This is a genomic window from Mesorhizobium sp. P2_F5, from assembly GCF_056403715.1.
In genome coordinates, this window is the sequence record NZ_JBFUEY010000007.1 from 1 (window position 1) to 12,722 (window position 12,722).

At 64.3% G+C, this 12,722-nt stretch carries 12 protein-coding genes and 1 pseudogene; 7 read left to right on the forward strand and 6 right to left on the reverse strand.

Annotated elements, in window-relative coordinates; genetic code table 11:
- A pseudogene (locus tag AC1DYO_RS11835) lies at window positions 1–126 on the forward strand (IS110 family transposase); the annotation flags it as partial.
- Window positions 127–295: 169 nt separating this feature from the next.
- Here AC1DYO_RS11835 and ubiA read toward each other — a convergent pair.
- Entirely contained in the window at window positions 296–1,279 is a 984-nt protein-coding gene (gene ubiA / locus AC1DYO_RS11840; RefSeq protein ID WP_477263861.1) for a 4-hydroxybenzoate octaprenyltransferase, read from the reverse strand.
- Window positions 1,280–1,330: 51 nt separating this feature from the next.
- The gene (locus AC1DYO_RS11845) at window positions 1,331–2,242 is read right to left on the reverse strand and encodes a LysR family transcriptional regulator (RefSeq protein WP_477263334.1); all 912 of its coding nucleotides are present in this window, start codon (window positions 2,240–2,242) and stop codon (window positions 1,331–1,333) included.
- Window positions 2,243–2,333: 91 nt separating this feature from the next.
- Between AC1DYO_RS11845 and AC1DYO_RS11850 the strand changes: the two genes are divergently transcribed.
- Both AC1DYO_RS11850 and purD read left to right on the forward strand, forming a co-directional pair.
- A complete protein-coding gene (locus AC1DYO_RS11850) occupies window positions 2,334–3,128 on the forward strand; it encodes a phytanoyl-CoA dioxygenase family protein (protein ID WP_477263336.1) in 795 nt (264 codons plus the stop codon).
- Between the two features lie 125 nt (window positions 3,129–3,253).
- The gene (purD, locus tag AC1DYO_RS11855) at window positions 3,254–4,540 is read left to right on the forward strand and encodes a phosphoribosylamine--glycine ligase (protein WP_477263338.1); all 1,287 of its coding nucleotides are present in this window, start codon (window positions 3,254–3,256) and stop codon (window positions 4,538–4,540) included.
- A gap of 12 nt (window positions 4,541–4,552) precedes the next feature.
- Here purD and AC1DYO_RS11860 read toward each other — a convergent pair whose 3' ends face one another.
- Window positions 4,553–5,665: a glycoside hydrolase family 25 protein gene (locus AC1DYO_RS11860; RefSeq protein WP_477263863.1), complete on the reverse strand. Its 1,113-nt coding sequence runs from the start codon at window positions 5,663–5,665 to the stop codon at window positions 4,553–4,555.
- A 332-nt stretch (window positions 5,666–5,997) separates the two neighbouring features.
- Complete coding sequence (locus AC1DYO_RS11865; RefSeq protein ID WP_477263340.1) at window positions 5,998–6,234, reverse strand: hypothetical protein; 237 nt, start codon at window positions 6,232–6,234, stop codon at window positions 5,998–6,000.
- A 194-nt stretch (window positions 6,235–6,428) separates the two neighbouring features.
- On the opposite strand from AC1DYO_RS11865, the gene AC1DYO_RS11870 reads away from it, so the two are divergent.
- Together AC1DYO_RS11870 and AC1DYO_RS11875 are read left to right on the forward strand one after the other, a co-directional pair.
- Window positions 6,429–8,198 carry an acyl-CoA dehydrogenase family protein gene (locus AC1DYO_RS11870; protein ID WP_477263342.1) on the forward strand — a complete coding sequence of 590 codons (1,770 nt, stop codon included), beginning with the start codon at window positions 6,429–6,431 and terminating at the stop codon, window positions 8,196–8,198.
- Between the two features lie 32 nt (window positions 8,199–8,230).
- The gene (locus AC1DYO_RS11875; RefSeq protein ID WP_477263344.1) at window positions 8,231–8,983 is read left to right on the forward strand and encodes a crotonase/enoyl-CoA hydratase family protein; all 753 of its coding nucleotides are present in this window, start codon (window positions 8,231–8,233) and stop codon (window positions 8,981–8,983) included.
- Window positions 8,984–9,015: 32 nt separating this feature from the next.
- On the opposite strand, the gene AC1DYO_RS11880 is transcribed toward AC1DYO_RS11875, so the two are convergent.
- Entirely contained in the window at window positions 9,016–10,209 is a 1,194-nt protein-coding gene (locus AC1DYO_RS11880; protein WP_477263346.1) for a phytanoyl-CoA dioxygenase family protein, read from the reverse strand.
- Window positions 10,210–10,304: 95 nt separating this feature from the next.
- On the opposite strand from AC1DYO_RS11880, the gene AC1DYO_RS11885 reads away from it, so the two are divergent.
- Entirely contained in the window at window positions 10,305–11,339 is a 1,035-nt protein-coding gene (locus tag AC1DYO_RS11885) for a LacI family DNA-binding transcriptional regulator (protein WP_477263348.1), read from the forward strand.
- 226 nt (window positions 11,340–11,565) lie between these two features.
- Here AC1DYO_RS11885 and pdxH read toward each other — a convergent pair whose 3' ends face one another.
- Window positions 11,566–12,183 (reverse strand): pyridoxamine 5'-phosphate oxidase, encoded by a 618-nt coding sequence (gene pdxH / locus AC1DYO_RS11890; protein WP_477263350.1) that lies wholly within the window; start codon window positions 12,181–12,183, stop codon window positions 11,566–11,568.
- 40 nt (window positions 12,184–12,223) lie between these two features.
- On the opposite strand from pdxH, the gene AC1DYO_RS11895 reads away from it, so the two are divergent.
- Window positions 12,224–12,685, forward strand: a complete 462-nt coding sequence (locus tag AC1DYO_RS11895; protein ID WP_181058349.1) for an RT0821/Lpp0805 family surface protein — start codon at window positions 12,224–12,226, stop codon at window positions 12,683–12,685.
- Window positions 12,686–12,722: the final 37 nt, after the last annotated feature.

Consider the following 12,722-nt stretch of genomic DNA (forward strand, 5'->3'; position numbering starts at 1 on the left):
CTCTTCCGCGATCGTCTCGTCGCCGCCGGCAAACCCAAGATCGTCGCCGTCGTCGCAACAATGCGAAAGCTGCTCACAATCCTCAACGCAATGATCCGGGACCAAAAACCATGGCAAACCGCTTGACTGACAAGACAGTCGCTCTCCCCTTGTGGGAGAAGGTGGCCTCGCGAAGCGAGGTCGGATGAGGGGTGTTCCAGGGAACGCCAACGCCTCATTCCTTCCAGCACCCCTCAACCGTCTCGGCGCTGCGCGCCGATCCACCTTCTCCCACAGGGGGAGAAGGAAAAAGGTGCTACACCAGCGGCTTCAGCGCCACCCACAGCGATCCGCCGATCAGGCCGATGAAGATCAGCCAGCCGACCTGGTTGTTCGATTTGAACAACCGCAGGCACTGGTCGGGATCGTTGATATCCAGAACCGCTATCTGCCGCGCCATATGGGCGCCGGCGGCGATCAGCCCGGCCAGCGCCACCACCGGCGCCTGCGCCGAGGCGAAGGCAATGGCAAAGCAGGCCAGCGTGCCGCCATAAAGCCCGACCAGCCAGGTCTTGGTGTTGTCGCCGAACAGCCGCGCCGTCGAACGCACGCCGACAATGGCGTCGTCTTCCTTGTCCTGATGCGCATAGATCGTGTCGTAGCCGATCACCCACAGGATCGAGCCGATATAGAGCATGATGGCGGGGCCATCGAGATCGCCGAACTCCACCGCCCAGCCCATCAGCGCGCCCCAGGAGAAAGCCAGCCCAAGCACGAATTGCGGCCAGTTGGTGAAGCGCTTCATGAAGGGGTAGACGGCAACGATGACCAGCGAGACGATGCCGAGCGGAATAGCGAAGTCGTTGAACTGCAACAGCACGACAAGGCCCAGCAACGCCTGGATGACCAGAAACGCCCAGGCCTGGCGGCGCGTCACCTTCCCGGCCGGCAGCGGCCGCGACCGTGTACGTTCGACCTTGTTGTCGATGTCCTGATCGACCAGATCGTTATAGGTGCAGCCGGCGCCACGCATGGCGACGGCGCCGACAAAGAACAGGGCCAGGAACCACGGCGACGGGAGCAATGTGAGCAGCGGGTCGCTTGCGCGCGGATAGGCGCTGGCCGCCAGTGCCGCCGACCACCAGCAAGGCCACAGCAGCAATTGCCAGCCGATAGGCCGGTCCCAGCGGGCAAGCTGCGCGTAGGGCCACAGCCAGCGCGGCAATATCTTGTAGACCCAATGGCCGCTCGGCGCGTCGGCGACACGGCCCTGGGCCGCTTTCGACTGGATGGTTTCCATCGTGCTGGAGTGGCAGTAGCGGCGAGCGCCGTCAAGCGGCCGCATTGTCGCTCAGGCGGTGAAAACATCGTGGCTGGCAAACCATTCCTTCGCCACCTCGATGAAGGCCAGCGCCGCCTTCGACAGCCTCTGCCTTGTGTCATGGGTGAGGATGATGCGCTGCATCGGCAGCGGATCGGACAGCGGCTTGCAGACCAGCGGCAGGCCGTCATAACTCCTGTCGCCATAGGGCCTGGTGTAACTCACCGCGACGCCGAAGCCGTTGGCGACCATGCTGCGCTGCAGTTCGAATGAACTCGTCGTCGACTGCGAGACCGGCGACAGGCCGCGGCTGAGGAAAAGGTCCAGCATATGCTGCCAGCTGTGCGGCTGGTCGGTGGTAACAAGCGGATGGGTCGCCAGCTCCGCCAGGCTGACGCTGGCCTGGCTGGCCAGCGCGTGGCATTGCGGCAGCAGCGCGTGCGGCCGCAACTCATGCAGCAGGATGCGGGCGAAGTGCGAGGGCAGGCCGAGATCGTAGGTCAGGCCGAGATCGATGGCGGAATCGCCGAGCCGCCGGCCCAGTGTCTCGAAAGTCTCGTCGCGCACGACCACAGTGACCGCCGGGCAGCGGTGCGAAAAGGCGCGGATCAGCGCCGGCGCGAAATAGGGGGCCAGATCTTCGAAACAGCCGAGCACCAGTTCGCCACCGACATCGGCGTCACGCGTGCCGAGCCCAACCAGTTCGTCCGCTTCGGCCAGCACCTGCTTTGCCTTGGCCACCGCGCCGCGGCCGAACGAGGTCAGCGCGATGCCGCTGCCACGCTGGCGCACGAACAGCTTCTGGCCGAGCGTCGCTTCGACATTGTCGATCGCCACCGAGATCGACGGCTGTGAGACGTTCAGCATCCGGGCGGCCGCGGTAACGCTGCCATGCCGGGCGACGGCAACGAGGTAACGCAATTGGGTGAGAGTCAGGTTCATAGGCCAAAGCTATAAGAGAGATGAGAAGTTATTATTTTACGCGATATGCGGCGGCTGCGATAGTCGGCCATCGAAACAGGGGAGACATGAGATGGCCGCCAGACATATCGATGCTGCAGCGATTGCCGATTACCAGCGCGACGGCGCCGTCTGCGTACGTGGGGTGTTCAAGGATTGGGTCGGCACCATCGCCGCCGGCATCGAGCGCAACATGCAAAACCGCAGCGCCACGGCATCCGATATCGCCAACGGCAAGGGCAGCTTCTTCGACGATTACTGCAACTGGGAGCGCATTCCCGAATTCGTCGACGTGGTGCGCAACTCGCCGGCCGCCGAACTGGCCGCGGCCGCGATGCAATCGCGCAGCGCCCAGTTCTTCCACGACCATGTGCTGGTCAAGGAGCCCGGCACGCAGAAGCCGACGCCCTGGCACCAGGACATCCCGTACTATTTCGTCGATGGCAGCCAGACCGTCAGCTTCTGGATCCCGATCGATCCGGTCAAGGAAGCGACGCTGCGGCTGATCGCCGGCTCGCACAAATGGGACAAGATGATCCTGCCGGTGCGCTGGCTCGACGACAGCAATTTCTATGCCGGCGAGGGTGATTATCTGCCGGTGCCTGATCCCGACAAGGACCCATCGCTGAAGGTGCTGGAATGGGAGATGGAGCCGGGTGACGCCATCCTGTTCGACTTCCGGACCGCACATGGCGCGCGCGGCAATCCGACGGCGGCACGGCGCCGGGCGCTGTCGCTGCGCTGGGTCGGCGACGACGCTCGCTATGTCGAGCGCCCCGGCCGCACCTCGCCGCCCTATCCCGGCCATGACATGAAGCCCGGCCAGAAATTGCGCGAGGACTGGTTCCCGGTCGTCTTCCAGAGTTGAGCGGCTCACTTCGGTTGCCGGTGCGCGCGACGTGCGCAACCGGCATAGTGCAAGGTAAAGCTCTTGACCCGCGCCGCCCGGCGCAATAGCGCAGTCCCTGTCGTGAAATGACAAGGGACATTGGCATGCGCGTTTTGTTGATCGGCTCCGGCGGCCGCGAACATGCCCTGGCCTGGAAGCTCTCGGCCTCGCCGCTTTTGACCAAGCTCTACGCCGCGCCCGGCAATCCGGGTATCGCCCGCGAGGCCGAACTGGTCAAGCTCGACATCGCCGACCATGCTGCTGTGGCTAGCTTCTGCAAGGACAATAAGATCGACCTCGTCGTTGTCGGGCCGGAAGGGCCGCTGGTCGCCGGCATTGCCGACGATCTGCGCGATCAGGGCATCCGCGTCTTCGGCCCGTCGAAACGGGCGGCAAGGCTCGAAGGCTCGAAAGGCTTCACCAAGGACCTCTGCGCGAAATACAACATCCCGACTGCCGCCTATGGCCGCTTTACCGATCTGACCGCCGCCAAGGCCTATGTCGACAAGGTCGGCGCGCCGATCGTCATCAAGGCCGACGGGCTCGCCGCCGGCAAGGGCGTCACCATCGCCATGACGCTGGACGAGGCGCGCGCCGCGCTCGATGCCTGTTTCGACGGCGCCTTTGGCGACGCCGGCGCCGAGGTCGTGGTCGAAGAATTCATGACGGGCGAGGAGGCAAGTTTCTTCTGCCTGTGCGACGGCACCACGGCACTTCCCTTCGGCACCGCGCAGGACCACAAGCGCGTCGGCGACGGCGACACCGGCCCCAACACCGGCGGCATGGGCGCCTATTCGCCAGCGCCGGTGATGAGCCCTGAGATGGTCGAGCGCACCATGCGCGAGATCGTCGAGCCGACCATGCGCGGCATGGCCGAGCTTGGCGCGCCGTTCGCCGGCATTCTGTTCGCCGGGCTGATGATCACCGACAAGGGGCCGAAGCTGATCGAATACAACACCCGCTTCGGCGACCCTGAATGCCAGGTGCTGATGATGCGGCTGAAGGACGATCTGCTCGTGCTGCTCAACGCAGCCGTCGATGGCCAGTTGGCGCACAGCTCGGTGCGCTGGCGCGACGAGGCAGCGCTCACCGTGGTGATGGCGGCGCCAGGCTATCCCGGCACGCCGGAAAAGGGCTCGGTCATTCGTGGCCTCGACGAAGCCGCTGGCGATGGCGTTGAGATTTTCCATGCCGGCACCGCCATCAATGGCGGCGCGCTGGTCGCCAATGGCGGCCGCGTGCTCAACGTCACCGCGTCAGGCAAGACGGTCGGCGAAGCGCAAAGCCGCGCCTACGCCGCCCTCGACCGCATCGACTGGCCGCAAGGCTTTTGCCGTCGCGACATAGGCTGGCAGGCAGTGGCGCGCGAAAAGGCCGGCGCGGTCGGGTAATATCGGCAGGCTTCAGCGCTCGCGAACCAGTTCCGTCGAGGCCGTACTGACCGGATCGGCGGCCTGCGAAAAGGCGGCCTCAAGCAGAGCGTCTGAACGATACGTGGTCCGCTTCCAGGCGACATACTCGGCAATGCCGAAGCGCGCGCGGCGCGGCACAGTCTTGACCACCGGCATGCGGAAAGCAGCGCGAAATGTCTGCCAACGCGCGCCGAGCACCGTCACCATTTCCTCGACCGTCGGTGGCGTCGCCACATCGGCATAGGTGATGGTGACTTTGCCGGCCAGCCCCGCCTCGCGTGAGACCGGCACCGGGATCGAGGCGAGGTAGTCGGCCGGCACGTCGATCAGGCCGCCGAATGGCCATTGCTGGCGCAGGGTGGCTGCATCCATCGGCGCGACGTTGACATCGATGTCGTTGGGCGTGCCGGCGACGCGGTACGGACAGCGCAGGCGGCCGCAATTGGCCTGCGCCGAAAACTGCCACAGCGCATAGCCCTGCCAGTTGCCCATCGGAAAATGCACGTCGATGTCGGGCTTGTAGCGTGCATACCAGAGCGGCAGCTGCGACAACAGCCGATATTGATAGCGGTTGTCGGCGATGAACTGGGCGGTCTTGCCGTTGCTGTAGAGTATCGGGAATCGGCCGAGCCGCCGGTGCACCTGGCGCACGAATTCCTCGGCATCCTCCAGCGACATCCATTGCGAGGGGTCATTGCCTTCGAGGTCGAGGGCCAAGAGATCGTCCGGCGCCGGTTCGGCGAAATCGATGAAATTGTTGGCCTGCTCGACCGGATTGCCGGGGCGGGCAAGATGATAGGCGCCCCATTTCAGCCCGAGCGCCTTGGCCACCACCTTACGCGTCTGGAACAGTTCGCGCGTCACCGCATAGCGTTTCCACAGCGTCTTGCAGAGTTTGACCGTGGTTTCGTCGCCATAGCAGAAATAGGGCGGTGGCAGCCCGTCCGAGGCCTTGTTGATGAAGCCGACAACGCGCTTGTCGGTGGCAAGCTGCGCCCAGTTGATGGAATTGTATTCGTAGGCATCGACGACAAGCGCGCGGTCGCCATCCCGCCAAGGCTCCGAGAAATCGGAAGCTTTTGCCGCCGATATCAGCGCCATCATCGCCGCGAGAGCGATCGCTGAGCGGCGAAGAAGATGCGCCGGCGTTTTCAAACAGGGGATCCCCGCTGACCAAACACCGATGGTGAACTGCTATGGTTAAGGAAATGCTTTCGGGGTGACTGGCGAAAGCCGGCGTGAAATCCGATCTCCCCCCTCGTGGGGGAGATGTCCGGCAGGACAGAGGAGGGCGCTGTCCCTCTGACCTCTCAATCGATCGCAGTTGCGGCTTGTCCCCGATTGGTTGGGAAGTGAACAAGGTTGGCGTTCCTTCACGCCCCCCTCTGCCCCGCCGGGCATCTCCCCCACGAGGGGGGAGATTGCCAGTTCCTTCGTCACCGCCGCGTAACGGTCTGCACCTCGAGCGGATCAGGCGCCGGCGCTTGCGGCAGCGTGCCTTCAGCGGCGCGCTTGCGGTAATGGGCGAGCGAGCATTGCGGCGAGCACAATATGCCGCGATCGGTCCAGTAGGCGGGGCCTCTTTCGAGCTCGCCATGATAATACCAGAAGCCGCTTGCCTGATACGGCAGACCGCATTCGATGCAACGGTATGTCTCGGGTCTGGCAAGCATGGCAGGTTCCGGTTTGCTTCGGCGCCGGGCGTCGGCTCTGCCGAAGTCTAACGCGACCGGAAAAGATTGCAAAATCCGCGTGACAAAGTTTGACGTTTACGTAAAAAGAAAGCCGGAGGCGGCCCAAAGGCGGATGGTTTTGCGTCAGCCCTGGTTCTAGGATCGAAGGGGCCAGCAGCGGAGGAGAAAGCGGCATGTACAAGGCGCCTGTCGACGACATTTCGTTCACGCTGAAGCATGTTGCCGGCCTCAAACCGGCGCTCGATGGCGGTGCGTTTGGCGATCTCGGCGAGGACCTTGTCGATGCCATCCTGTCCGAGGCCGGCCGCTTCGCCAGCGAGGAGGTGGCGCCGCTCTACAAGATCGGTGACGAGCACGGCGCGGTGCTGAAGGATGCCACTGTGACCACGCCGCCCGGGTGGAAGGCGCTGTACCGCAGCTGGATCGACGGCGGCTGGAATGCGCTGTCGGGACCGGAAGAATTCGGCGGCCAGGGCCTGCCGACCATGCTCGGCGTTGCCGCGCTCGAAATGTGGAACTCCGCCGCCATGGCCTTCGGCATCGGCCCGACGCTGACCATGGGCGCGGTCGAAGCACTCGACAAACATGCCTCCGAGGCGCTCAAAGCAAAGTATCTGGCGAAGCTCGTTTCCGGCGAGTGGATGGGGACGATGAACCTGACCGAGTCGCAGGCCGGCTCCGATCTCGCTGCCTTGCGCAGCCGCGCGGAACCTGCCGGCGACGGCACCTACCGCATCTTCGGCCAAAAAATCTTCATCACCTATGGTGAGCACGATTTCACCGACAACATCGTCCATCTCGTGCTGGCGCGGCTGCCAGACGCGCCGGCCGGCACGCGCGGCATTTCGCTGTTCCTGGTGCCGAAATTCCTGGTCAATGATGACGGCTCGCTCGGCGCCCGCAACGACGTCTTCTGTTCGGGCCTCGAGCACAAGCTCGGCATCCACGCCTCGCCGACCTGCACCATGATCTATGGCGACGGTTTTGGAGGCGCCACGCCCGGCGCTATCGGCTGGCTGATCGGCGAGGAGAACAAGGGGCTCGCCTGCATGTTCACCATGATGAACAATGCCCGGCTTTGCGTCGGCATGCAGGGCGTGGCGGTGGCTGAAGCCGCGACGCAGAAGGCGATCGCCTATGCCAATGAGCGCCGCCAGGGCAAGGCATCGGATTACACAGGTGCCGGCATGGCGCCGATCGTCCATCACCCCGACGTGCAGCGCAACCTCCTGACCATGAAGGCGCTGACCCAGATAGCCCGCGCCATCTCCTACTCCTGCGCGCACGCCATCGACCTCGCGCGTGTCTCGACAGGCGAGGAAGCAGCGCATTGGCGCGATCGCGCCAATCTCCTGACGCCGCTGGCCAAGGCCTTCTCCACCGATGTCGGCGTCGACGTCGCTTCGCTCGGCGTCCAGGTGCATGGTGGCATGGGCTTCATCGAGGAGACCGGCGCTGCAGCGCTCTATCGCGATGCCCGCATCGCGCCGATCTATGAAGGCACCAACGGCATCCAGGCCATCGACCTGGTGGTCCGCAAGTTGCCGCTTGGCGGCGGCGAGCATGTGCATGGCTACATCGCCGAACTGAAGGCGGTCGCCGACGAAGTGCGGACCTCGAACCTGCAAGGGTTCGGCAGCACCGCTGAAGGCCTCGATCGGGCGCTCGACGATCTGAGCGAGGCGACGCGTTTCCTGCAGAAGCTGCTGGCCGACGGCCGTCTGGACGAAGCGCAGGCCGGTGCGACGCCGTATCTCAGGCTGATCTCGCTGGCAGCCGGCGGCGCCTATCTGGCGCGCGGCGGACTTGCCGAGCAGAACCGCATCGCCCTTTGCCGCTTCTTTGCTGAAAACCTGCTTGGCGAGGTCAGCGCCTTGAAGGAGCGCGTCATCGATGGCGCCGAAAGCCTCGCCTTTGCCGGCAAGGCGCTGATTTCAGCCTGAATACTCAAAGCGCTCACCAGGGAAAAATGACCGTGACAGACCACATTCTCGTCGAGCGCCAGGGCGCCATCCAGATCATCCGTATGAACCGCCCGGACAAGAAGAACGCACTGACGCGCGCCATGTACGCCAAAATGTCGGCGGCGCTGGCCGAAGGCGATGCCGATCCGGCGGTCCGCGTCCATGTCTTCCTTGGCGTTCCCGGCGCCTTCTCGGCCGGCAACGATCTCGCCGACTTCCTCGTCATCGCCACCGGCGGCGAAGGCGGCAACGAGGTCTGGGACTTCCTGATGGCGCTGGCCAAAACGGAGAAGCCGATTGTCTCGGGCGTCGACGGCATTGCGGTCGGCATCGGCACCACGCTCAATCTGCATTGCGATCTCACCTTCGCCACGCCACGCACCGTCTTCCGTACACCTTTCGTCGATCTCGGCCTCGTGCCGGAGGCTGGCTCCAGCCTGCTGGCGCCCCTCATCCTCGGCCGGCAGGGCGCCTTCGCCCTGCTCGGTCTCGGCGAAGGCTTTTCCGCCGAGCGCGCCAAGGCCGCCGGGCTCATCTATGAAGTGGTCGAGGAACATGCCCTCGAAGCCGCGGTGCTGGCGGCGGCTGGCGCCATCGCCGCCAAGCCGCCAGAGGCGCTGAAGATAGCGCGCGATCTGATGCGCGCCCCGCGTGATGAGCTCGTCGCCCGCATCAAGGTCGAGAGCGGGCATTTCTTTGAACGATTGAAGTCCGATGAAGCGCGCGCCGCGCTGACCGCGTTCATGACGCGGAAAAAGGGATAGGCGCCCGCACTACGGCGGGCGCCCTTGACCTCTCAGGTCAGCTTCTTGTTGGCCTGTTCGTCCAGTGCCTTGCCAAAGGCATCCGGCGCCCAGCCGGCCTCCAGCGCACGATGGAACAGCGCTTGTTGCGTCTCCGGCGCCAGCCCGCCGATCGGCGGGTCGCGATCGAGGTTGGTCGGGAAGGAATAGCCCTCGGCCGTCGAGGCGATCGCATTCACGGCTGCTTCCTTCGAGATCGCACCTGCAGCCAGCATTTTCTGAACGGTCGGGTAGAGCGCACGGCTCATCCGGGTGCGGTCAACGCTTTCCATCGCCCGGCCGTAGCCTGACGAGACCTGCAGCAGGTTGGCCATGCGGCGAATGTTGGTGGAGCGGTTGTTGCCGGCGCCATGGAACAAAGCCGGGTTGAAGAACGCCGCGTCGCCTTTTTCCAGGGCGAGCTGAACATGATGCTCGGCGAAATAGGCCTTGAACTCGGGCAGGCCCGTGGCGAGGTAGCCGTGCAAATAGGCTTGCGAGTAGGGCAGGTAGAGCGTCGGACCGCTCTCCAGCGGCATGTCGCAATGGGCGACGGCTCCCTGTAGCGTCAGCACCGGCGAGATGCGATGCACATGCACCGGATAGCGCTCGATGACTTCCGCAGACTGGAAGCCGAGATGATAGTCGCGATGCGCCGACTGCGCCGCGCCGCCAGGGTTCACGCAATTGATCTGCGACGTCATCTGGTAGGCCGGACCGAGCAATGCCTGAGAGATAAGCGCGATGATCTCATTGCCGTAATAGGCCGCGAAGGCGGCGGGATCGCGCAGGCAGAATTTTTCGAGCGCATTCCAGATGCGGTCATTGGCGCCAGGCTTGGCGAAATGGTCGCCGCCGCCGGTGCCCGAGGCATGCTGTTCGGCAATCATGTCGTTGAAAAGCGTCGTTGCCGCGTCGATCGGCGCGGTGTCGGCAAACGCCTTCTTGAACGCCACCACGCCCGGCCCGTCGGTCAGCGCCTCGACCCATTCGGCCAGCAGCGCCTTGCGGGTTTCCGGATCGCCCACCGCCTCGCGCACGGCGTCACCATCATAGACCGGCACGTTCTTTTCGATACTAGCGGCGAAGGGATAGTCGGCGGCGTCCGTCTTCTGCTCGACAAGCGCGCGAAAATCCTCGATGTCGCATTGCCGTTTGGTCAGCCAAACCTTCGCGGACCGGATCCTGGCTAGGTTGTCGGCCTTCATGACGCATCCTCCTGTTGCGGTTCTGATTGTGATTGCCGTATACAACAGCCTGCTGTGCTTGTTGCCTCGCAAACACCTCAAAAACACCTCAAGACATGTCGCGCGCGTTTCTCCTCAAGGACATCGCCCTCCAGGCCGGGCTCAGCCTCGCCACCGTCGACCGTGTGCTGAACGACCGGCCGGGCGTGCGCGAGCACACGGTGCGGCGGGTGAAGCAGGCCATTGGCGAGCTTGAACAGCAGCGCGACCAGATCGGCCTTTCCGGCCGCAAATTCGTGCTCGATGTCGTCATGGAGGCGCCCGCCCGCTTCAGCGAGGCGGTTCGGCAGGGGCTGGAGCAGGCGATGCCGTCCTTGCAGCCGGCGATTTTCCGCGCCCGCTATCATCTCGCCGAGACCCGTAACGTCGAGACTACCGTCGGGATCATCGATGCGCTGCAGCGCCGGGGCTCAAATGGCGTGTTCCTCAAGGCGCCGGATCTCACGGAGGTGAGGGCCGCCGCTGCGCGGCTTGTTGCAGCCGGCATCCCGGTTGTGACGCTGGTGACGGATCTCCCTGATACGGGACGGCAAGCCTATGTCGGAATGGACAACCGCGCGGCGGGCGAGACAGCGGCCTACCTCCTGGGCGAATGGCTCGGCGGCGGCCCGGCGCGCATCCTGGTGACCATTTCAAGCAACCGTTTCCGCGGCGAGGAAGAGCGCGAGATCGGCTTCAGGCAGGCGCTTCGCGAGCGCTACCCCGGGCTTGGCGTCGTCGAGGTCAGCGAAGGCCATGGCCTCGACCGCGACACCGGCCGGCTCGCGCGCGATGCTTTGCGCCAGCATTCCGACATTGCCGGCGTCTATTCGATCGGCGGCGGCAACCTGGCTGTCATCGAGGCTTTCGCTTCACTTGGCCGCGCCTGCCGCGCTTTCGTCGGTCATGATCTCGATGCCGACAACGTCGCGCTGCTGCATGCCGGGCGCATCAGTGCTGTGCTGCATCACGATCTCGGCCAGGACATGCGCAACGCCTGCCTGCATGTCATGCGTGCGCACGGGCTGCTGCCGAAATCGCCTGTGTCGGGCATGGCCAACATCCAGATCATCACGCCGTTCAACCTGCCGCAGATGGTGGCGTGGCGGTAGGCGTCAGTCCATTGTCTCGCTGAAAACGCCGGACAATGTGCCGACCTCCATTTCAGCGATTTTCTCCGGCGCCAAGACTGGCGACACGCTCAATCTGCGCGAGACATTCCTGGTGCCGAGACAGCGGCCATAAGGCCGGCGGTTGGCGTCGCCAGCGAGCGGCCGCATTTCCTGCTGTTCCAGCTGGAGAACGATTGATTTCCGGCTGCGCCGACGATCGCAATCCTCAGGGATAAAGCCGCGTCTTGTCCCAGCCGCCCTCGGCGTTGCGCGAAAAGACCAGGCGGTCGTGCAGCCGGAACGGCCGGTCGTGCCAGAACTCGATCGCCTGCGGCACGATGCGGAAGCCCGACCAGTGCTTGGGCCTGGGAATTTCGCCGATCGGGTAGCGCGCCGTGTATTCGGCCACCGCTTTCTCCAGCGCGAAGCGGCTTTCCAGCGGCCGCGACTGTTTCGAGGCCCAGGCGCCGATGCGGCTGCCGCGCGGCCGCGTCGCGTAATAGGCGTCGGCCTCGGCGTCGCTGACGATCTCCACCGGCCCGCGTATGCGCACCTGGCGGCGCAGCGATTTCCAGTGAAAGCACATCGCCGCCTTCATGCTGCCAAGAATCTCGCGGCCCTTGGCGCTCTCGAAATTCGTGTAGAAGACAAAGCCGCTTTCATCGAACCCCTTGAGCAGAACCATACGCACATCCGGCATGCCATCGGCATCGACGGTTGCCAGCGCGACGCCGTTGGCGTCGTTGATTTCGCTCTTGGAGGCGTCCTCCAGCCACTCGGCAAAGAGCCGGAACGGCTCGGCGGCCTCGGTAAAGTCACCAGTTGTTAACTCAGTGTCACTCATAGTTTTTCTCAAATTGTCTCGAGCTTCAGGAGGTTGCCGATTGTCGCGTATCGCGCAAGCTTTTGACAGCGGGCAATGGAGCGCTATCGCTTCGGCCAGTTCGAAAGCCGTGATCGTGATCGTCGCCTTGCCACTTGCCGCCTGCGGCGCCGGCGGCTTCAGCCTGGAAAAGGCCGAAGTCGACCGTTCCATCGTCACCTCAAGTGCGCCGGTGAGGACGACATCAACGGACGCCGATAGCGCTTCCGACCAGACCACGATCGGCAATGCGGTCTCTTCGGCCGACATCGAGGAGCTTCGGGGTCAGGCCGTGCCGTGGGCGAATGCCGACACCGGCTCGCGCGGCTCCATCACCGAACTGGCCGAGTTGCAGGACAACGGCCAGACTTGCCGCAGCTTCACCGCCTCGCGCGAAAGCTTCGATGGCGTGGCTTTGTTCAAGGGAGAACTGTGCATGGCCGGCGCCGGCGGCTGGCACATGCAGGACTTCAAACCGTTCTGATTTTCGAGACTTACTGGCACCGCAATTTCAGCCTTGA